Here is an 18934-nt window from a genome sequence, read left to right as displayed (position 1 = left end):
GAAAACCCGCAAGTTCTGCTTTATCCGATACATACAAGGATTGACGTTTATTTAAAACATCACCGCTCCGCCCATTAACAGGCTGCTGCCGACAAGCGCAAAGATCATAATGTAAATAATGACTTTCTGCATTCTAACCCCCGCTTTCAATAAAAACTGATGCTCAAATTATAACACAGCAGGCAAAAAAATATATAATAAACCTAAGCAACCCGCAAAGGAGTTATAATAGTGATGGCAAATCAGGAACGTTTAATACAGGAATTTATCGAACTGGTGCAGATAGACTCGGAAACGAAGCATGAAGCCAAAATCGCAGATGTCATCAAACGAAAATTCCAACAGCTTGGCCTCGAGACAAAAGAAGATAATGCCAAAGCCCTGACCGGACACGGAGCAGGAAACCTGGTCTGTACGTTAAAAGGCACAGACAGCACAAAGCCGGTAATTTATTTCACCTCTCACATGGATACAGTCGAACCGGGGAAAGGTATTGAACCCGAAGTGCAGGATGAATATATCGTTTCAAGCGGGGAAACCATTCTCGGAGCTGATGACAAAGCAGGGATTGCGGCGATGCTTGAAATGATAAAAGTACTTCAGGAAGAAGACGAGCCTTATGGTGATGTTCAGTTTATCATCACAGTCGGGGAAGAGTCCGGCCTTGTGGGCGCAAAGCATCTTGATACCGGGCTTGTACACGCCGATATGGGTTATGCGCTTGATAGTGACGGACCGGTTGGCACGCTCGTCACGTCAGCGCCGTACCAAACGAAAATGCACGCGACTATTTACGGAAAGAAAGCGCACGCAGGTGTGGAGCCAGAAAAAGGCATTTCAGCCATCAGTGTTGCTTCTAAAGCAGTGACTAAGATGCCGCTTGGACGAATTGATGAAGAAACAACAGCCAACATCGGAAGCTTTGCCGGAGGCACGCAGACAAATGTTGTATGTGATGAAGTCGTGATTTCTGCTGAAGCACGCTCCTTTAAACCGGATAAGCTGAGCAGACAGATAGCTGCGATGCGCGGGGCTTTCGAAGAAGCAGCGGAAGAAATGGGCGCCGAGGCATCTATTGACATACAGCCAATGTATGAAGGATATGTGCTGGCTGAATCAGATGATGTGGTGCAGCGTGCTGTGCAGGCCGCCAACCGGCTCGATGTGGAGCCGAGAACTGTACAGAGCGGAGGCGGCAGCGATGCCAACGTGATTTCCGGCTACGGCATACCTACCATCAATCTGGGCGTCGGGTATGAAAATATCCACACTACGGAAGAACGGCTGCTTATAAAAGAATTTGTGAAAGTACCAGCGTTTATGGCGGCCATTGTAACTGGGCCGGCAGAAGACGCGTAAAGGAGGACAGTATACGCGTGGATATTCATCGTCTTCAGGGAAATATTAAATCACCGCTCCCCAGTGTAAAGGAGAGAAAAGCCGAAAAGAATCCGTTTTCGGAAATGATGCAGACCGAACAGTCTAAAACATTCAACCGGCAGATGGGTATCATGCTCGAACAGCTCGATCAGCAGGGCAAGCGTTTGATGGAGCACCAGACCATTCCAGAGTTAAAAGAGTATAAACGCCTTGTAAGAGAAATTATTACAGAGCTCAAGGACCACGGATTGAACCTGCATGAAGAAAGGTCGTTTGGCAGCGACGGACGGCTCAAAACCCATCAGCTGATTGAAAAGATTGATAAAAAATTAGTGGAAATGACAGACCAGATGCTGCAGCAGGAACAGGAGCCCCTCTCCCTTCTCGATATGACCGGGGAAATAAAAGGCATGATTATACATCTCTACGGATAAAGGAGGGCATCTATGAGTATAAAGGTTTTATTCATCTGTTTAGGAAACATCTGTCGTTCGCCAATGGCAGAAGCGCTTTTGCAAAAGCACCTGCAGGAAGCAGGAGTGGAAAATAAAATCAGCGTGGATTCAGCCGGTCTCGGTGATTGGCATGCAGGCTCGCCTCCGCATAAAGGAACGATTGGTGTGCTCGAACAGCATGGTATTCATGCCGGTCCGGGAACCGCCCGGGTCGTGCAGTCCGGAGAAGAAGCCGATTATATTGTAGCTATGGATGAACAGAACCTTGAGATGCTTCAGGACTTTCACGTTTCCACTAAAGACGGCAGGGTATGGAAACTGTTGGACTTTCACCCTGAGCGCCGGAGTGAAGACGTCCCTGACCCTTATTTCGATAATAATTTCGACCACGTGTTTGAACTGGTTAATACGAGTACCTTTCATTTATTACAATGGATCAGAGAGCAGGAGAATGTATAATGGAGCATATTCAAAAAGCGATACGATACGTGGATCCGCAGGCAGAAGTAACCAATATAGCAGGCCTCTCCGGAGGAAGCATCAGCTCTGCCTACCGGGTGGATACAAACAAGCGCTCCTATTTTTTGAAATGGAATGAAGAGGCGCCGTATGATTTTTTCCGCCAGGAAAAACGCGGGCTCGAATTTCTGCGTGAATCGGAAGCGGTGCATGTGCCTGATGTACTGCACTGGTCGAAGAAATTTATTATTATGGATATTATTCAGGGAAGAGGGGACAGCCGCACGGACGAGTGGCTGGGCATCGACCTGGCCAATCTTCATCAATCCTCCGGAGATTATTTCGGCCTTGAGGAGGATAACTTTATCGGGGAGCTGCCGCAGGAGAATTCCTGGGAAACAAGCTGGGTGCGTTTTGTAAGGGATCACCGCCTGCGGCCGCAGATGGAAATCGCCAGATCCCTGGGCAAATTGACTGACGAACGGTCCCGCCGCCTGCGCTATATTCTGGACCATCTCGAAGAATGGATACCCGACGACCGGCAGCCGGTTAAGCTGCACGGAGATCTTTGGGCCGGGAATTGGCTCACAGGAGAAGAAGGGCGTCCATATTTGATTGACCCCGCCTGCTGGTATGGAGACTACGAATTTGATCTTGCCTTTACACGGCTGTTTGGAGGATTTTCTGAACGGACGTATGAAGCGTATGAAACCATCCAGCCGGTGGAAGCTGAATTTGAAGAACGGATGCCTCTCTATCAGTTATATTATTTGCTCGTCCATTTAAACGTGTTCGGGGAAATGTACGGGGCGCAGGTGGACCGGGTGCTCGCATTATACAGCAGAAGCAGTTGAACGGGACCTTTCTTTTTGAAAGGTCTTTTTTTATGCTTTTACAATGTCTATTTTCCCGGGCTTTTGGGCAGGTTGAGAATGCAAAAAAACGGGAATAAAACTTTGGACATGCATATAAGGTTTTGACAGAGAGGGGCTTTTTGGAGTGAGAGAGACACGAATTGCGGTGATTGGAGCGGGCCCCGGAGGACTTACCGCTGCCATGCTGCTGCAGAGTCAGGGTTTTCAGGTAAGTGTGTTCGAAAAGGATGATAAGCCAGGTGGACGCACGTCCCACGTGGACGTTGACGGCTACCGCTTTGATAAGGGCCCGACATTTTTAAGTATGCCTCATATTGTTGAGGAAATTTTTTCGGCAACCGGAAAGGATCTGGCTCACTATATTTCATGGAACTACCTGGATCCGATGTATGAATTATTTTTCGAAGATTCAAGCTTCCGGCCGACTTCCGATAAGCAGGAAATGAAGCGAAGGATCGCTGCTTCCTTTCCGGGCGATGAAAAGGGCTATGACCGTTTCATGCATGATCTGGGTAAACGGTGGGATGCGCTTCTGCCGGTACTTGAGCATGAGCACGGGTCGCTGCTTGACTATATGAAGCCCCGAACGCTTAAAGCCCTGCCGCACCTGGCGCTCGGCAAGTCTGTGTATGACGTGTTGAGCCAGTATTTTTCCGATGAGCGGCTGAAGCTTTCTTTTACCTTTCAGTCCAAATATTTAGGAATGTCACCGTGGGACTGCCCGGGGGCCTTCAGCATTCTTTCCTATATGGAGCATGAGTACGGGATTGTTCATCCAAGCGGAGGATTGAACCAGATACCAAAAGCAATGGCTAAAGCATTTGAAGAAGACGGTGGCCATCTTTACCTGAACACGCCGGTAAAAAAAATCCGTACGAAAAAACAGCAGGCGGTGGGCGTAGAGCTTGAAAACGGAGAAGTGTTTGGAGCAGACGAGGTGGTGGTGAATGCGGATTTCGCCTATGCAGCTACCGAATTGTTCGATGAGCCTTTGAAGAAGTGGAAAAAAGAAAAAGTGGCTAAAAAAGACTATTCCTGCTCGGCGTTTATGCTTTATGCCGGCGTTGACACTACTTATCCGGACGCGGCCCACCATTCTATCGTCTTTTCCAATGATTATAAAAAAAATGTGGAAGAAATGATTCATGAAAAAATTGTTTCAGACGATCCGTCAATCTATATTCATAATCCGGCTGTTACCGACGACACGCTGGCGCCTGCCGGAAAATCCCCAATTTATATGCTTGCCCCGGTTCCGAACAACCAGAGCGGCATCGACTGGGAGAATAACAAAGACAGCTTCCGGGACCTGGTGCTTGATCAGGTGGAGAGCCGTACGCCGTTTAAAGGACTCCGGGACCACATTGAGGTGGAAAAAATTTATACGCCTACAGACTGGCAGCTCGACAGTAACGTATACGAAGGGGCTGTATTCAATTTATCCCACCGATTAAATCAAATGATGTATTTCCGTCCTCATAACAAGTTCGAGGATGTTGGAAGCTGCTGGCTGGTGGGTGGAGGTACGCATCCCGGAAGCGGTCTGCCGACGATTATCGTATCCGGCAGGATTACTGCTCAGGCACTGACGGCCAAATATTCCAGGGAGCGGGCGCAATGAAAAATATTATCGTGGGAAGCGGTATCGGCGGTCTTGTGACAGCTCTCTACAGAACTCAGGCAGGCGAAGAAGTAACAATAGTGGAAAAAGATAAAGAAGCAGGCGGAAGAATCAAATGGGTGAAGCAGGACGGGTTTAAAGTCGATGAAGGACCGACCATCGTTCTTTTGCCCGAAACTATTAAGGGGATACTTGCTGAAGCAGGGATGGACCCGGAAGTGCTTGAAATGGAGCGAATTGACCCTTTGTACCGGATGGTTTTCGCCGATGGCACGGAATTTTACAAATGGAGTGATCCTGAAAAACAGAAAGAAGAGCTGGCCCGGACTTTTCCGGGGGAAGAAGAGAATTTTGAAAGGTTTATGCACGATATGAAGAGAAATTTTCTCCAGGGGGAAAAGGATTTTTTATCCCGGTCATTTATGCGCAAACGCGAGTTTTTCACGGCGGCAAATATTCGTTCCCTGTGGCAGATGAAAGCTTATCAGTCGGTTAGAACCCAAGTGGCCGATTACTTTACCGATCCCCGGCTCCGGGACGCCTATTCCCTGCAGACGCTCTACATTGGCGGCAACCCTGCCGCCACTCCCGGTATTTACTCCCTGGTCTCCTTCAGCGAGCAGTATCACGGCATCTGGTATATCCACGGGGGCTATGCGATGCTGATTGAAAAAATTAAAGAAGAGCTGGATCGTCGCGGAGTGATCTTTCGGTTTGAAGAAACAGCATTAAGCATTCAGGCGAAGGGAAAGACTTTTACTGCTCTGAAAACGGATAAGCGGGTAGAGCCGGCAGAACGGCTCATCTGCAACTGCGAGCTGCCGGCAGCAGAACAGCTGGTGGAAAATAAATCACAAAAAAAATACACTTCTTCATCAGGATGCTTGCTAATTTACTTAGGATTAGACAAAATATATACAAAGGCATCTATTCACCAGTTTTTTATGGGCAGCAATTTTGACCACCAAATGAAGCAGGTTTTTGAAACTAAGGAATTACCAGAAGAGCCAAGTATTTATGCATTCCACCCGTCTTTAATAGACTCTGCCCTCGCCCCGGAAGGTAAGAGTGTACTGTATCTGCTCGTTCCCGTACCATCAGGAGATAACATCGACTGGGAGGTGCAGGAAGAGTTTATTCAGTCTGTTTTAGAGACGGTCGAGAAAAAAGGATTCCCGCACCTACGTTCTTCGATTCAGTGGATGCAGGTCCGGACGCCTCAGGACGCCGGCAGATACGGGTTGTATGAAGGAGGCAGCTTTGGCATAGCTCCGAGCTTTGCCCAGTCAGGTGCATTCCGGCCGCAGCTTAAGCCGTTCTCCTACAGCAACGTATACGCTGTGGGTGCTTCTACGCACCCCGGTGGCGGTGTCCCAATTGTCATGCAGGGAGCAAAACTGTTAGCGGAGCATCTCGGGACAGGGAGGAAGCAGAATATGTTCTGATATACACCCGGCAGGGGACCAGCCATCGCTTGGCTTCTGAAACGCGGGAGAGGGGATGAGAAGTATGAAATCAACGTTAGAAGAAGCATACGAAGAATGTCATCGTATTATTGCAATGCACAGTAAAACTTTTTCGAAGGCATTTGATATTCTGCCGCTTGAAAAAAGACAGGGCGTCTGGGCCGTTTATGCTTTTTGCCGGGCCGTCGATGATATTGTGGATGAAGGGGAAAATCCGGAGCAGGAATTAAAGGAATTTGAAACGATGTTTCATCAGTTTCTTCGCGATCCATTTTATCAGCCGTCCCTGCAATGGATTGCCCTGAGAGATACTTTCGAACGATTCGATATGGAAGTACAGCCTTTTATAGATATGATTCAGGGCCAGTATATGGATTTGGAAAAAATTTTTTATTACACATTGGAAGAAGTTGAAGGGTATTCCTATTATGTAGCAGGCACTGTAGGGCTGATGCTTCTGCCGATCCTTTCCCCCGAGCGTTTTGAACATCTGAAGCCGGGCGCTATCGCCCTTGGAAAGGCGATGCAGCTGACCAATATCCTTCGCGATGTAGGTGAAGACCTGGAGCGGGGGCGCATATATTTTCCGGTTGAAATACTCGAAAAGCATGGCTATACCACCAGGGATCTTCACCAGCACCGCCTTGATTCCTCATTTGTCCAGGCGTGGGAGGATACTGCCGCACGGGCAGAAGAGCTGTATACAGAGGCACTTGAATCTGTTGAACAGTATCCAAAGGATGCAAGGTATCCCGTCAAAGGCGCTGCTTATATGTATCAGGCCATTTTGGAATCAGTACGAAAAAACAACTATCAGGTGTTTAAGGAGCGGGCCTACGTTTCCAAACGGGATAAATGGAGTATTTTAAAAAGACTATCCTCCTAAAGAATACTAAGCAGGACGGGGAGTAGGCCCAAAAGTCTTCAAGCAGAAACTCTGCCTGTTTTTTCTTGGGTGAAAAAAGAATCCTTAAAATGGTATTTTATGTATGATAAAATAAATATGAATACATAAGACTGGAACCGCGGGATGTTATTATATCCGGCGGTTTTATTCTGTTTATGTACAGATACAGCAGGGGAAATTTTATGAAAAGACGTGTCACGCTGCTGGCAGCCGGGGTCATCATTTTCACCGCAGTGCTCAGCATTTATGTAGTGTATCCATGACTTGAAGAAATGGAAAAACAGACAGCCAGAGCAGAGCAGGAGGAAGAAAATAACTCGGAAAAAGAGGCAGACAAGGAGCACCAGCTGACAAAAGCAGAAAAGAAAGTACAGCGGAAAGGGGAAATGAAAAATTACATTGCTGCCCGGCATGACCGCTGGAATGACCTGACGGGCTATGGGGGTGAAAAAATGGTGGATGCAGAAAACATTCAGGCCCCGGAAGAAAAAATAGAAAAGCTGAAGTCACTGGCTGCGCAGACGGACAATCCGGATTTAGCGAGGGATCTTCGCAATGCTGCCGGCTGGAATGAACGCTTTCAGCAGAAAGAGCAGTCTGATTTAGAAGAAGAGCAAACGGCAGAAACGATTCACCGTATATTTCATGATCGGGATGTATACTATAACGGCCACGGAAAAGAGCCATTTGGCGTTACGCATGTAGACGACGGAAAGTATGCGGAAAAAACTGATATATGAGCGGGGCATAAAAAAACCACCAGGGCCGTACCCGGTGGTTTAACTCGTTTTAGAAAATCTTTTGCTTTCTCCGCGGAGAAAAGCTTAGCTATTGCTATTTGGGTCACGCTGGTTTTTTCCTTCTTCCTGCGGCTCAATATCGGCCTGGTTGTCTTTGCGCTTAATTTCTTCTTCCGGAGACTCCTGGATATTTTGGCTGCCACTAGTTTCAGAAGAAGAGGCGCTGGAATTATTAGAGGAAGAATCAGAAGAAGAAACCTGCTCTGCGCCCTGTTTTGCCTGATCCTTGACTCCTTCGAGCTCCTGCTCGGCTTCTTTAGCTGTGTCAGCTACATCCTTCAGCTCATCGCCAGCTTCTTTAGCTGTAGATACGACGCCTTCAGAGTCTTTTTTCACCTGCTGGATTTGTTCAATGATATCTTTGCCGTAATCATTGTAAATCTCCTGTAGCTGGGTCGTTGCCTGCTTAGCAAGCTCTACTGTGCGCTGAAAGCGGCTTTTCAGTTCATCCTTGTCGACTTCCTGGTTCGCTTTGTTTACTTTATCCTTAATGCCTTCGCTGCTGCCACTATCGCTGTTGCTGGTACTACCGGAGCTTTTCGTATACCAGTAGACGCCTCCCCCGATAGCAGCGGCTGAAAGTGCAATAATCGGCAGTGTTTTTCTGGTTGATGTGTTACTCATTATATCTACTCCTTTTAGTTTAAAATATGGAAGCAATGGTTCAGGAAATTAAAAAAAGAGTCAGCAAAGAAAAGCTTTCTTCTGCTGGCTCATGGGTTAGCTTATTATCCAACCATTACCGCCGTGCTCAATATGCAAAGTAAGAATGAACTATAAACATATATCCTTTATGCTTCTTCAGTAAACATTCTGTTGAGTTTTTGCGTAGACGCTGTTGTTAACAAAATTTCTGATGATAGCGTTCACTTCGCCGGCCGCTCTTGTAGGGAGCTGGTGTACCTTCCCCTGGATATGAACGTTTTGCATGTGGGGAAGCCGGGATTTAAAATAGTGCTGATGTTTTTTGACAAACACATCGTTGCTGCCAAATATCGTAAGCACGGGGCAGGTAATATGAGGGAGAAGGCCGGTGCCGTCATAATGCCTGCCATTCAAATACATTTGCTCCAAAATGCCGGGATCACTGTTTTCAATGTTTTTTTCGATGCGCGCCTGCTGGTCCGGCTTTTTGGTATGGGAAAAGGCAAGGCCTTTGCCAAGTGTACCGAGCAGGTTTTCATATGTGCTCCAAATGCCAAGGCGGAATTTTCCGGCTAACAGAAACGTTCTTACTTTGGGAAAGCTGCTGATTAATACGAGCGCTTTCGTCTTTTCGGGGTATTTGTAAGCAAATTCCTGGGCTGGCAGGCCGCCAAAGGAATAGCCGCACAGAATAACCTGGTCAGCCCCAAGATGAGATACGAGGGCGTAAATATCCTCCGTCCACTGTCTGATGGTGCCGTCAGCAGCTTCACTGCGTTCGCTTCTGCCGTTCCCCCGCGGGTCAAAGGTAACGACCCGAAACTGGTCTTCCAGCGAATGCTGCTGCTCAAAGGCCGCGCAGCCGAGACCGGGAGGGGAAATAAACACAAGCACGGGCCCCTGCCCCCGCTGTTCATAATAGAGTGAGGTGTTTTTTGAAGTGAAATATGGCATAAACAGACTCCTTTGGCTCTCGTCAGCCGTAAAATTAAAAGTTCCATTCTATCTGTCTTTTTACCTTCAACCTATATAACTAAACTCCAGAACTGAAAGAGGGCCATTAAAAAAGCCCCTTTAAGCTTTCACCTGCTTAAAGGGGGTCTGGTTTTGTGTGTAAAGCTATGCTTTGTTCATGATTAACGATCTTTTACTGTTTCATATGCTGACTTCGGACTGGATAAAAACCAGCCACTGACCGCGATCACAACGAGGACAATATAGAAGGAAGCCTTCCACAGTGGTGAATGGGAAAATGCTTCCGGGATGATGTGCAGCGCCGGGTGACTCAAAGCATAAACTGCAAGTTTGACCCCGACCCATCCAACGATAACGAAGGCAGTTATTTCAAGGCCTGGACGTTTTTCGAGCAGGGTAACAAATTTAACGGCGGCAAAACGCATAATGACGACTCCAATTAATCCGCCGAATAAAACCACCGCGAAGATTCCGCCGTCAAGGCCGCCAATTGCCGGAAGACCGGAGGCTGGAAGAGTAATAGCGAGAGCAACACCCGCAAGAATCGAATCGACGGCAAACGCAATATCTGCAAGCTCTACTTTAAAAACAGTTTTCCAGAAGCCGGTAGATTTAGTTTCCTGTGCGGCAGCAGTCACGTTTTGCCGCTGGCGGTGGCGGACCATATGCCTAATAATATGATTAATAGCGATATAGAGAAGGTAGGCCGCGCCGATAGCCTGCACCTGCCATACACCCGCCAGAAAACTGATGATAAACAGCGATCCAAACCGGAAAAGAAAAGCGCCAAACAACCCGTAAAAAAGAGCTTTTTTTCGCTGTTTTTCAGGCAGACCCTTAACCATTACCGCCAAAACCATCGCGTTATCAGCTGCCAGCACACCCTCAAGCAGCACGAGAATAACCAAAACCCAGCTGTATTCCATCAATAAACCTACGTCCATTTCTTTTCTCCCCTTATGAGAAAAGGACATGAAAAATGCCTTTTCCCCAAATAATTCGAAGGAAAAGGCATCAAAAAAACCTTTTCCTCCCCCGAAATTGCTGCGGAGAAGAAAAGGTCTCGCTTATAGTCTGGTAACTACCATCAGCACCGGGGCGTCAAAGCCCGTCATGACGATGCAGATGCAGGAAAGCTACTCCCCTTTAATTCTATATTAATCATATTCTGAAGTGCAGATAAAGTCAATCTTTATTTAAAAGGAAAGCAGGATTGAAAGGAAGGTGAACGGCCCGGCATACTGAACTAAAAATGTTTTTGAACTTAAAAGACAGAGCCTATATACTATTAATACATCACTTATTTCACGTAAAGACAAAGGAGAAGGGTATGCCGGAATCAAGAAAAAACCTACGCTACTATTTCGAAGATCAGCCACTCCACGGAACCTTTTTCATTTACCGGATGGACAATACTATCGTGAACAGCGCGACAGGTGATATGACGATTTATGATCTCTCCGGCGGGGGCATGCGGTTCTTTTCCCGTTTAAATCTGCCGGTCACAGACCGGGTGCTTTTGACTTTTTCCTTTCGCTCGCTTCATAAAAATTTTGTCCTTCACGGTCATATAAAACGAAAGGAAAAACATAGCGGCGGCTGCATGTATGGCGTATTTTTCCCGGACGAGGTTAACGATCAAAAAAATGACCTGGTGCGCACGGTGCATCAATTAAACATCGAACAAAAAGAACGTCAGAGTTAAGAAGGCACGGAGGATTTCTGTTCATCCAACACAGAGATACAGGAGGAGGGTCTGTATGGATAACGATTTACTGAAAGAACTGCTGCTGATTGCCCGCATTGCCGCTAAAGAACAGGGGACGATTTCCCCGGACGATTCCAATGAAGAAGCGCATTTTGATTATTTGATCAAAGAAGCAATGCTCGAAGCAGAAAAAGTAATAGACGAGGAAGAAAAAGTGGAATATGTGGATCCGGTGGTGACAGAAAAGGGCAGCCGCTTTATTGATGTATAATTTAAGCCTGGTCTAAGCTATCTAAATGGTATTAATATGAAAAGACCCCCTGGCACTGAAGCCGGAGGGTTTGTTGTATAGGTGAAGTCATTTGACCTGCGATTGAAAAAATCAGAAAAAAGCACGTGCCTGGCACATGCTTTGTAAAATCAACGGTTTGTATTAACGGGGTGAGAAAGGGAATCGAGGGGCTGCTCCTGCGGCTTAGCGAAATAATATCCCTGAAACAGCTCATAGCCCATGTCGGCTAAGTAATCGGCATCTTCTTTATGTTCGACTCCTTCAGCAAGTGGCTGAGAGCCGGTATGGGCAGCGACCTGCAGCAGCGACGCCGCGACTTTTCGTTTTTCGGGATCCCGGCTTACGCCGTCGGAATATTCTCTGGCCAGTTTAACAATATCCGGCTCAAGGTAAGATAGCTTTTTAAGGTCATTGGCCCCGGTGCCTACGTCATCTAAAGCATATTTGAAACCATGACGCCGGTAATAATTGAGTATATTTTTCAGGTGATCAATATCCTGCACTTCATCGCTTTCCACAACTTCAAATACTACGTTTTCCGGTGAAATGCCCATTTCATTTATCAGGGAAATAGTGGTCGATAAACAGTGTTCAGGTACATAAATAGCGGTAGGAATAAAATTGATAAAAATGAGCTTGTCTTTAATAACAGCTGCATTTTTGACAGAAACGATTCGGCAGGCACGGTCAAGCGCAAACAGCCGGTGGCGGATGCGCGCCGCCTCGAGCAGGAAGAATGGGGCGATCGTGCTTCCATCTGATGCTTTTCCACGGGAAAGCATCTCGTGCCCAACAATAGTATAGCTTCCGTTATCTGGGCGGACGATAGGCTGGTAATGCGACTGTATCTGCTCCTGATCGATAATGTCATCGATCCAGCCTGCTTCTTTGTAAGCGTGGAGGGAGCGAAGCGGCTGTCTGTTCGCTTCGTCTTCCAAAGGATTATTCTTTTTTGCCGGAAAAATAAAAATTTCTTCGGGATTATAATGAACTTCCAGGTAATCCAGCAAATCAAAAGCAATGGCTTCATCCATCCATACCATGCGATTGTTTACCTCCTGCCATTGATTTTCGCTGTATTCACTAAAATAAGGGGTGAGTAGGGCAGGAGACTGGTCGTTTTCAAAAATGAATGTATAGCCCTGATGGCCGGGCATGCAAACATCGCAACCGTTCTTCATAGATGACCTCCAAATGATGTCGTTTTAATAATAATATCGGCTGAAGAACTATGTATTCAAGTGTTTCATGAGAAATTTTGGATGAAAATCTGATATCGGGATACGTATAATATCTATTTGGGCATCGATGTTTAAATTTTACTGTGAAAGGTAACTAAAATAGAGTGATCGTTGGCAGGAACCTGGGTCGTTGCAGGTGAGATACGTTGGAGCGGCCGCTTAATTGCAAATAATGAATATACCTTTATAGAGGAGGACAAAGTTTATGATTAATTTGAAGCAGGAAGGAAAACTCGGCTTCGGCACCGCGCCGCTTGGGAATATGTACCGTGATATTCCAGAAGAGGAAGCTTTAAAAACAATTGAAACAGCATGGGAACACGGCATCCGTTATTTTGACACTGCACCTTTTTACGGAGCTGGGCTTGCGGAGCTGCGCTTAGGCAAAGCGCTGGCCAGGCATAACCGCGACGATTTTGTATTAAGTACGAAAGTCGGCCGCTATATTTCTGAAGAAACTGAAGAAAAAGAAGGATTGTTTGCCAATGGCCGCCAAAATAAAGTAATTGATGATTATACTGCGGAAGGCACACGCCGGTCGATTGAGCAGAGCCTTGAGCGCCTGCAGATGGACCGGATTGATTTTGTGTATGTGCATGACATTTCTCCGGATTTTCAGGGAGACGAATGGCTCGCTAAATTTGAAGAGGCAAGAACAGGCGCATTCCGTGAGCTGACCAAACTACGGGAAGAGGGCGTTATTCAATCCTGGGGGATTGGAGTAAACCGGACGGAGCCGATTGAGCTCGCTCTCGACCTTGAAGATTCCAATCCGGATATCAGCCTGCAGGCTACCCGTTATACGCTGCTTAACCACGAACGTGCGCTTCAGCGCTTGATGCCGGAGGCGGAGGCGCAGGATGTTAGCATTGTGGTCGGAGCACCCTACGGATCAGGCGTGCTCGCCGGCGGTTCCACGTACGAATACTCGGATATTCCGCCGGAAATTGCTTCCCGTGTCGAGCAGATGAAATCCATTGCTGAACGTCACAATGTGAGCCTGATTGCAGCGTCCCTGCAGTTTTCAGCCGCTCATCCGGCAGTGGCGGCTGTTATACCAGGAGCAAGTCGTCCACAGCGTATTCAGGACAACCTCGAAGCATTAAACGCCGATATTCCTGCAGCTTTCTGGCAGGAACTGCGTAAAGAGAAGCTGGTTTCCCCTGAAGCGCCGCTTCCAATTAAAGAATAAATACGGTTAAAATGATAGCCGTCGTGCCTAAATACAGGCGCGGCGACTTTTTTTGCGGAAAAAGTAAAAATAGTCGGGAACCTCCAGCCTACTGAACAATCAGGGTGGCGGTCATATCTGCATGCCCTTCACCGCATGGAACGCTGCAGTAGATGTTATACTCTCCGGGTTCTTCCGGGGTGAACGATGCTTCTCCTTCCCCCTGAATGTCTACATCAAAGTTGTCAATAGCAAGACCGTGTCCGCCCTCCTGGCTCGTTAAGCTGACATTTACAGGTTCTCCGGCGTTAACGGTGTATTCCTCCTGGTCGAATTCAAAGTCAGTAGCGGTGACCTCCATTGTTTGAGCCTCGGCGTTTTCACTGGTGTTTTCGGATTCATTTCCTCCGTCACTGCCGCCGCAACCGGTCAGAAAAACAAATGAGGCAAGAAAAAGGGCTGATACAGAAAATTTCATCGTAAAGTCTCCTCTCGATATTAATATAAGGTGTTTCATACGAAAAAGGCTTGCGAAGTGCCATGACATCTGAGATGAAATATACGACTGACTTCACAATTAGTGTAAAACATAATGAGAATAAAAGACAAAAATAGTCTTAATAGATAAAGAGAAATCATTTGAAAATGACGGAATATTTATTATTTTCAAAGCAGGATACTAGATTTAAAGACTTGATACCTTTATACTAGTTGTAGCTTCATGGAATTAATTGAATGAATTTTTAGGAGGAGTTACTTATGGCAAAAACAGTCTGGTCCGTGGACCCTGTACACAGTGAAATTGGATTTTCGGTAAAGCACATGATGATTTCAAGAGTAAAAGGTACGTTTGACAAATTTGACGCTACGTTAAAGGTAGACGTGGAAGACTTAACAGACGCAGAAATCGAAGTGGTAATTGATATAGCGAGCATTAATACCAGTGACGAAAACCGTGATGGTCATTTACGGTCGGCAGACTTCTTCGATGCTGAAAACTATCCCAACATGACGTTTGTCGGCAAGGAAGTTAAAAAAACGGGAGAAAGTGAATATGACGTGACCGGAGATCTTACGATTAAAGGCACAACCAAAGAAGTTACGGTCGATGTTACGTTTGAAGGCCAAAGTAAAGATCCGATGAGCGGAAACATAGTAGCCGGCTTCAGCGGCCAGACAACTATTAACCGGAAAGAATTCGGTTTAACATGGAACGCTACGCTTGAAACAGGTGGGGTACTTGTTGGCGAAGATGTGAAAATTAATATTGAGATGGAGCTGCATAAGCAGGAGTAATGCTTATGCGAACACCATTAGAAAAAAGCCTTTTAGAGCTCTGTGGGAGACATCTAAAAGGCTTTTCTACGTAGCCTGGGCGAGGAAATTTTAAAAGGGGGCTTATCCGTAGGCACCGGCAGCTAACAGCACAAGAGCAAAAAAGACCGCGAGCCCGACTGCAAGGCCAAAATACAACTTGATAAAATGCCACATAGCTTTGATCGCTCCTTTTAAAGGAAAGGTGAATGTTACTGCTGTAAAAGGTTTTAATAAAAAATCACAAAGATGAAACAGAGTGCAGACAGAGCATATAAAAATAATAATACCAAAAAGAGCAGGTCCTGCCCAGAAGAAGCAGACCTGCTCTTTTTAATCGAAAGCTGTATCAATTAAACGCTTCTATATTTAAGATGCTGAATTTACAGTGGTATATAAAATTTCGTTCAACTTTTTTTATTTTGAAGAGTTTTGTTTAAATCATCAAGGTCTTTCACATCTTTATTGTTGCCTTCCCTGATTTCTTTCCGATACTTATCGAGACGCGCTTGTTTTTCATCCAGCTCGGCCAGTACTTTTGGACAGTCTGTACTATTTTTCTTTTTCATTTCAAGCCCCTCTTTCTAATAGTTATCATTAAATTCAGTATGTTGGATTATTATTGCTTTTACAATAGGTAAATAGATGATATATGGTTCACCTGTTTAAAAATGGTAAATATGCAAGGGAACAAAGGTAGTACATTTCACGAAGACAGGAAGGGGTCTGTTGAAAGTAGTTATTTGCGCGAAAAAGCAGCGCCCAAACTGTAAGGGCGCTGCCTGCTTATTAATTGCTTTCTTTCATTTTGTGATCATCATCGAGCACGGTTTCAGCAATGTTTACAGCATGATCACCGATCCGTTCGAGGTTGCTTAGGAAGTCTACAAATACAATGCCGGCGGAACCGGAGCACTGGCCTTCATTAAGGCGCAGAATGTGCTTTTTGCGCAGCTGCCGTTCAAGCCGGTCAATCTCTTCTTCCTGCTGCAGCACCTGACTGGCGATTTCATGGTTATCCTGCCCGAGTGCTTCAATTGATTGAGAAAACGTGCTCATGGTTAATTCGTACATCTGATTCAAGTCCTTGTATGCTTCAGTGGAGAGGGTTACCTTATTAGTGACCTGATAATCCACGAGTTCCATCAGATTTTCTACATGGTCACTCACACGTTCAATGTCTCTCGTAGTATCCATCAGAACCGAATGCTGACGTGAGCTTTCGGATGAAAGAGATCTAGAAGAAATGCGGGTTAAATAATCCGTAATGTTTTTGTCCAGATTGTTTACGGCTTCTTCGTACCGGACGATGTTTTCCGCGTCCTTTTTGTTCTTGGTTTCTAGATAGGACTCACTTTGCTTCAAACCTTTTTCAGCGTATTCTGCCATCCGCAGGGTTTCGAGCTTCGCCTGGTCGAGCGCGATCGCCGGGGACTGCTGGATAAAGGCCGGATCGAGGTGCTTGGCTTTGTACTCGATTTCGTCCCCTTTGCCCGGCACGAGCTTCGTGACCAGGTAGGCCAGCGCCCCGACAAACGGCAGCTGGATCAGGGTGTTGGACACGTTGAAAATCCCGTGCGCAAACGCGATCGTCATCGGCGGGTTCAGGTTCAGCCATTCCTGCAGGTTGCCGATGAACAGCGTGTACGGCACGAGCAGGATCAGGATGATGGTGGCCCCGATCAGGTTGAAGATCACGTGGGTGAGCGCCGCCCGCTTGGCCGCCACCGACGCCCCGATCGCGGCGAGCACCGCGGTGATAGTCGTCCCGATGTTGTCACCGAACAGCACCGGCAGGGCCGCGTCAAGCGGCATCGCCCCCTGGTTGTAGAGCTCCTGCAGCAGCCCGATCGTCGCCGACGAGCTCTGCAGCCCGATCGTGAAAATGATCCCGATCATGAGGCCGAGCAGCGGGTTCTCGCTCATGCTGAGCGTCAGCTCCCGGAAGGCCGGCAGGTCTTCGAGCGGGGCGACCCCGTCGCCCATCAGCGTCAGCCCGAAAAAGATCGCGCCGAACCCGAACACGGACTGGCCGATGTTGCTGATTTTTTTATTTTTAAAGAAGAAGATCAGGATCGTCCCCGCAAACAGGATCGGCAGGGCGAACTCCTCGATTTTAATCCCGATGATAAAGGCGGTGGCCGTCGTGCCGATGTTGGCCCCCATGATCACCCCGATCGCCTGGCGCAGCGTCATGAAGCCGGCGCTGACCAGGCCGACGACGAGCACGGTGGTGCCGGTGCTCGTCTGGATCAGGATGGTGACGATGATCCCGACCAGCACGCCCATGAACGGGTTGGTCGTAAATTTATCGAGCAGGTCCCGCAGCTTGTCGCCCGCGATCTTCTGCAGGCCGTCCCCCATGTACTTGATCCCGAACAGGAAAATCCCCAGGCCGCCGAGAAACGTAAATATCAGCGTTTGAATATCCAAAACAATGATTCCTCCCCTTGATGTCTATCTAACACAGATTACTGCAATACCCTCTACAGTTTTAAAGCATGATAGCCTGTAGTGTAAATAAAGGAATTGTTAAGATTTTGTAAAGGGAGGGGAGAGGCTGCAGCAGGAAAGGAAATCCAGTATAGGCAAGGGAGAAGGCAGGAGAAAATTCTTCGCTTTTATACATCTTAGATTGTCAATTTAAGCGCAACACTTCTTTTTGAAACACATCGTCCGTGGTCTTCCCATGTAAACATTTTCTGGGGCGGCGGTGAATCAGTCCAGTGACATAGTCCACTTTCTGCCGGCTGAGGCGAGCTAAATCCATGCCCTTCGGGAAAAATTCCCGGAGAAGGCCATTGGTGTTTTCATTGGTTCCCCGCTGCCAGGCGGCATAGGGATCGGCAAAATACACGGGCACGCCCCGGGTTTCGAGGGCGGGAAAGCAGGCGAATTCTTTGCCCCGATCCACCGTCATGCTTTTAAAAACACCACGGGGATACTGCTCCATCAGCGTTTCCACGGCCGTGGCTACGGTCCCGGACCGCCGGTCCGGTATTGGGACAGCCAACAGGTGCCGGCTTTTGCGTTCGGTAAGCGTCACCAGGCAACCCTTGCTTTTTCCACGGGACGAAACAATGGTATCCATTTCCCAGTGCCCAAAGGTTTGCCTGGTATCTACCGCGGCGGGGCGTTCCTCGATGCGCCGACCGATCGTGAAACGGCCACGGGTTTCCCACACCTTCTTCCGTTTGCCTTTCTGCCGGAGGCAGCGCAGGTCTCCCTGCACCAATAACCCCTGGTACAGCCATCGATAGATCGTGCGGCACTCCACCGTAACCTCCGGGGCGTACCGGGCGATTTGTTCGGGGGACCAGGTCGCATGGAGATGACGGGTAATGGCTTGAAGCAGCTCGGGCGTCGCTTTGCCTTTTCGCCCGCAGGCCTTCCGCCGTTGATGATAGGCTTCCTGGGCCTGCGCAGCCCGATACGTCTCGGAAGATGCCTGGCGCCGGCGTTCCCGGGAAATGGTCGATGGATGCCGGCCCAGAAAAGCCGCAATCCGCCGGATGGACCAGCGGAGGCTCGTCAGAGCCTCTAGTTGTCCACGTTCGATCATGGTAAGATGAGAGTAGCTCATGGTATCCCTCCGTGTGAGTGTTTGGTGGTACTTTCATTTTAC

General features: G+C 47.6%; 21 protein-coding genes and 1 riboswitch. Of the genes, 12 read left to right on the top strand and 9 right to left on the bottom strand.

All coding sequences use genetic code 11. The annotated features are described in order from the left end of the window. Nucleotides 1-51: 51 nt before the first annotated feature. On the bottom strand, nucleotides 52-132 hold the full coding sequence (gene prli42 / locus ACTRXG_RS01505) for a stressosome-associated protein Prli42 (protein WP_156847924.1): 81 nt from the start codon (nucleotides 130-132) through the stop codon (nucleotides 52-54). Between the two features lie 102 nt (nucleotides 133-234). On the opposite strand from prli42, the gene ACTRXG_RS01500 reads away from it, so the two are divergent. From ACTRXG_RS01500 to ACTRXG_RS01465, 8 genes are all read left to right on the top strand, one after another. Further along, the gene (locus ACTRXG_RS01500; RefSeq protein ID WP_474261879.1) at nucleotides 235-1359 is read left to right on the top strand and encodes a M20/M25/M40 family metallo-hydrolase; all 1125 of its coding nucleotides are present in this window, start codon (nucleotides 235-237) and stop codon (nucleotides 1357-1359) included. 17 nt (nucleotides 1360-1376) lie between these two features. Continuing rightward, nucleotides 1377-1814, top strand: a complete 438-nt coding sequence (locus tag ACTRXG_RS01495; RefSeq protein ID WP_474283806.1) for a YaaR family protein — start codon at nucleotides 1377-1379, stop codon at nucleotides 1812-1814. Nucleotides 1815-1826: 12 nt separating this feature from the next. Then, nucleotides 1827-2294, top strand: coding sequence for a low molecular weight protein-tyrosine-phosphatase (locus ACTRXG_RS01490; protein ID WP_474279597.1), 468 nt, complete (start codon nucleotides 1827-1829; stop codon nucleotides 2292-2294). Next, entirely contained in the window at nucleotides 2294-3148 is an 855-nt protein-coding gene (locus ACTRXG_RS01485; protein WP_474282502.1) for a fructosamine kinase family protein, read from the top strand. Before ACTRXG_RS01490 ends, ACTRXG_RS01485 begins: the two co-directional genes overlap by 1 nt. A 145-nt stretch (nucleotides 3149-3293) precedes the next feature. Beyond that, entirely contained in the window at nucleotides 3294-4790 is a 1497-nt protein-coding gene (locus ACTRXG_RS01480; protein WP_474283804.1) for a phytoene desaturase family protein, read from the top strand. After that, nucleotides 4787-6235, top strand: a complete 1449-nt coding sequence (locus ACTRXG_RS01475; protein ID WP_474283802.1) for a phytoene desaturase family protein — start codon at nucleotides 4787-4789, stop codon at nucleotides 6233-6235. Before ACTRXG_RS01480 ends, ACTRXG_RS01475 begins: the two co-directional genes overlap by 4 nt. 64 nt (nucleotides 6236-6299) lie before the next feature. Continuing rightward, nucleotides 6300-7142 (top strand): phytoene/squalene synthase family protein, encoded by an 843-nt coding sequence (locus ACTRXG_RS01470; RefSeq protein ID WP_474283800.1) that lies wholly within the window; start codon nucleotides 6300-6302, stop codon nucleotides 7140-7142. Between the two features lie 293 nt (nucleotides 7143-7435). Beyond that, nucleotides 7436-7903, top strand: coding sequence for a hypothetical protein (locus tag ACTRXG_RS01465; RefSeq protein WP_474283798.1), 468 nt, complete (start codon nucleotides 7436-7438; stop codon nucleotides 7901-7903). Nucleotides 7904-7987: 84 nt separating this feature from the next. Here ACTRXG_RS01465 and ACTRXG_RS01460 read toward each other — a convergent pair whose 3' ends face one another. From ACTRXG_RS01460 to ACTRXG_RS01450, 3 genes are all read right to left on the bottom strand, one after another. Continuing rightward, nucleotides 7988-8587 carry a hypothetical protein gene (locus ACTRXG_RS01460; RefSeq protein ID WP_474283796.1) on the bottom strand — a complete coding sequence of 200 codons (600 nt, stop codon included), beginning with the start codon at nucleotides 8585-8587 and terminating at the stop codon, nucleotides 7988-7990. A gap of 177 nt (nucleotides 8588-8764) precedes the next feature. Continuing rightward, a complete protein-coding gene (locus tag ACTRXG_RS01455) occupies nucleotides 8765-9562 on the bottom strand; it encodes an alpha/beta fold hydrolase (RefSeq protein WP_474283794.1) in 798 nt (265 codons plus the stop codon). A 182-nt stretch (nucleotides 9563-9744) separates the two neighbouring features. Beyond that, the gene (locus ACTRXG_RS01450; RefSeq protein ID WP_474283792.1) at nucleotides 9745-10527 is read right to left on the bottom strand and encodes a TerC family protein; all 783 of its coding nucleotides are present in this window, start codon (nucleotides 10525-10527) and stop codon (nucleotides 9745-9747) included. A 48-nt stretch (nucleotides 10528-10575) separates the two neighbouring features. Next, nucleotides 10576-10740: riboswitch (yybP-ykoY riboswitch) on the bottom strand. Nucleotides 10741-10913: 173 nt separating this feature from the next. Here ACTRXG_RS01450 and ACTRXG_RS01445 point away from each other — a divergent pair. Together ACTRXG_RS01445 and ACTRXG_RS01440 are read left to right on the top strand one after the other, a co-directional pair. After that, entirely contained in the window at nucleotides 10914-11288 is a 375-nt protein-coding gene (locus ACTRXG_RS01445) for a PilZ domain-containing protein (protein ID WP_474283790.1), read from the top strand. A gap of 55 nt (nucleotides 11289-11343) precedes the next feature. Beyond that, nucleotides 11344-11562: a hypothetical protein gene (locus ACTRXG_RS01440; RefSeq protein WP_474283787.1), complete on the top strand. Its 219-nt coding sequence runs from the start codon at nucleotides 11344-11346 to the stop codon at nucleotides 11560-11562. A gap of 149 nt (nucleotides 11563-11711) precedes the next feature. On the opposite strand, the gene ACTRXG_RS01435 is transcribed toward ACTRXG_RS01440, so the two are convergent. Beyond that, on the bottom strand, nucleotides 11712-12764 hold the full coding sequence (locus ACTRXG_RS01435) for an EAL domain-containing protein (protein WP_474283785.1): 1053 nt from the start codon (nucleotides 12762-12764) through the stop codon (nucleotides 11712-11714). 265 nt (nucleotides 12765-13029) lie between these two features. Here ACTRXG_RS01435 and ACTRXG_RS01430 point away from each other — a divergent pair, with 265 nt between their 5' ends. After that, nucleotides 13030-14016 (top strand): aldo/keto reductase, encoded by a 987-nt coding sequence (locus ACTRXG_RS01430; protein ID WP_474279579.1) that lies wholly within the window; start codon nucleotides 13030-13032, stop codon nucleotides 14014-14016. A gap of 88 nt (nucleotides 14017-14104) precedes the next feature. On the opposite strand, the gene ACTRXG_RS01425 is transcribed toward ACTRXG_RS01430, so the two are convergent. Continuing rightward, the gene (locus tag ACTRXG_RS01425; RefSeq protein ID WP_474283783.1) at nucleotides 14105-14473 is read right to left on the bottom strand and encodes a cupredoxin domain-containing protein; all 369 of its coding nucleotides are present in this window, start codon (nucleotides 14471-14473) and stop codon (nucleotides 14105-14107) included. 281 nt (nucleotides 14474-14754) lie between these two features. On the opposite strand from ACTRXG_RS01425, the gene ACTRXG_RS01420 reads away from it, so the two are divergent. Continuing rightward, nucleotides 14755-15291: a YceI family protein gene (locus ACTRXG_RS01420; RefSeq protein ID WP_474283781.1), complete on the top strand. Its 537-nt coding sequence runs from the start codon at nucleotides 14755-14757 to the stop codon at nucleotides 15289-15291. Between the two features lie 425 nt (nucleotides 15292-15716). On the opposite strand, the gene ACTRXG_RS01415 is transcribed toward ACTRXG_RS01420, so the two are convergent. The 3 genes from ACTRXG_RS01415 to ACTRXG_RS01405 all read right to left on the bottom strand — a co-directional run bounded on the left by ACTRXG_RS01415 (nucleotide 15717) and on the right by ACTRXG_RS01405 (nucleotide 18892). Then, nucleotides 15717-15878 carry a hypothetical protein gene (locus ACTRXG_RS01415; RefSeq protein WP_474279573.1) on the bottom strand — a complete coding sequence of 54 codons (162 nt, stop codon included), beginning with the start codon at nucleotides 15876-15878 and terminating at the stop codon, nucleotides 15717-15719. A 220-nt stretch (nucleotides 15879-16098) separates the two neighbouring features. Beyond that, complete coding sequence (locus tag ACTRXG_RS01410; protein ID WP_474283778.1) at nucleotides 16099-17742, bottom strand: Na/Pi cotransporter family protein; 1644 nt, start codon at nucleotides 17740-17742, stop codon at nucleotides 16099-16101. A 205-nt stretch (nucleotides 17743-17947) separates the two neighbouring features. Further along, on the bottom strand, nucleotides 17948-18892 hold the full coding sequence (locus tag ACTRXG_RS01405) for an IS30 family transposase (protein ID WP_474283776.1): 945 nt from the start codon (nucleotides 18890-18892) through the stop codon (nucleotides 17948-17950). Nucleotides 18893-18934 lie beyond the last annotated feature (42 nt).

The sequence above is a fragment of the Marinococcus sp. LNSP9103-4 genome (assembly GCF_056034345.1).
Note: the sequence above shows the minus strand (reverse complement) of the source record. Positions and strands in the feature narration are given on the sequence as shown.

Coding starts and splice junctions, on each gene's coding strand:
- prli42 (WP_156847924.1), bottom strand. CDS start 132: ATGCAGAAAGTCATTATTTACATTATGATCTTTGCGCTTGTCGGCAGC.
- ACTRXG_RS01500 (WP_474261879.1), top strand. CDS start 235: ATGGCAAATCAGGAACGTTTAATACAGGAATTTATCGAACTGGTGCAG.
- ACTRXG_RS01490 (WP_474279597.1), top strand. CDS start 1,827: ATGAGTATAAAGGTTTTATTCATCTGTTTAGGAAACATCTGTCGTTCG.
- ACTRXG_RS01485 (WP_474282502.1), top strand. CDS start 2,294: ATGGAGCATATTCAAAAAGCGATACGATACGTGGATCCGCAGGCAGAA.
- ACTRXG_RS01475 (WP_474283802.1), top strand. CDS start 4,787: ATGAAAAATATTATCGTGGGAAGCGGTATCGGCGGTCTTGTGACAGCT.
- ACTRXG_RS01470 (WP_474283800.1), top strand. CDS start 6,300: ATGAAATCAACGTTAGAAGAAGCATACGAAGAATGTCATCGTATTATT.
- ACTRXG_RS01465 (WP_474283798.1), top strand. CDS start 7,436: ATGGAAAAACAGACAGCCAGAGCAGAGCAGGAGGAAGAAAATAACTCG.
- ACTRXG_RS01460 (WP_474283796.1), bottom strand. CDS start 8,587: ATGAGTAACACATCAACCAGAAAAACACTGCCGATTATTGCACTTTCA.
- ACTRXG_RS01455 (WP_474283794.1), bottom strand. CDS start 9,562: ATGCCATATTTCACTTCAAAAAACACCTCACTCTATTATGAACAGCGG.
- ACTRXG_RS01450 (WP_474283792.1), bottom strand. CDS start 10,527: ATGGACGTAGGTTTATTGATGGAATACAGCTGGGTTTTGGTTATTCTC.
- ACTRXG_RS01445 (WP_474283790.1), top strand. CDS start 10,914: ATGCCGGAATCAAGAAAAAACCTACGCTACTATTTCGAAGATCAGCCA.
- ACTRXG_RS01440 (WP_474283787.1), top strand. CDS start 11,344: ATGGATAACGATTTACTGAAAGAACTGCTGCTGATTGCCCGCATTGCC.
- ACTRXG_RS01435 (WP_474283785.1), bottom strand. CDS start 12,764: ATGAAGAACGGTTGCGATGTTTGCATGCCCGGCCATCAGGGCTATACA.
- ACTRXG_RS01430 (WP_474279579.1), top strand. CDS start 13,030: ATGATTAATTTGAAGCAGGAAGGAAAACTCGGCTTCGGCACCGCGCCG.
- ACTRXG_RS01425 (WP_474283783.1), bottom strand. CDS start 14,473: ATGAAATTTTCTGTATCAGCCCTTTTTCTTGCCTCATTTGTTTTTCTG.
- ACTRXG_RS01420 (WP_474283781.1), top strand. CDS start 14,755: ATGGCAAAAACAGTCTGGTCCGTGGACCCTGTACACAGTGAAATTGGA.
- ACTRXG_RS01415 (WP_474279573.1), bottom strand. CDS start 15,878: ATGAAAAAGAAAAATAGTACAGACTGTCCAAAAGTACTGGCCGAGCTG.
- ACTRXG_RS01405 (WP_474283776.1), bottom strand. CDS start 18,892: ATGAGCTACTCTCATCTTACCATGATCGAACGTGGACAACTAGAGGCT.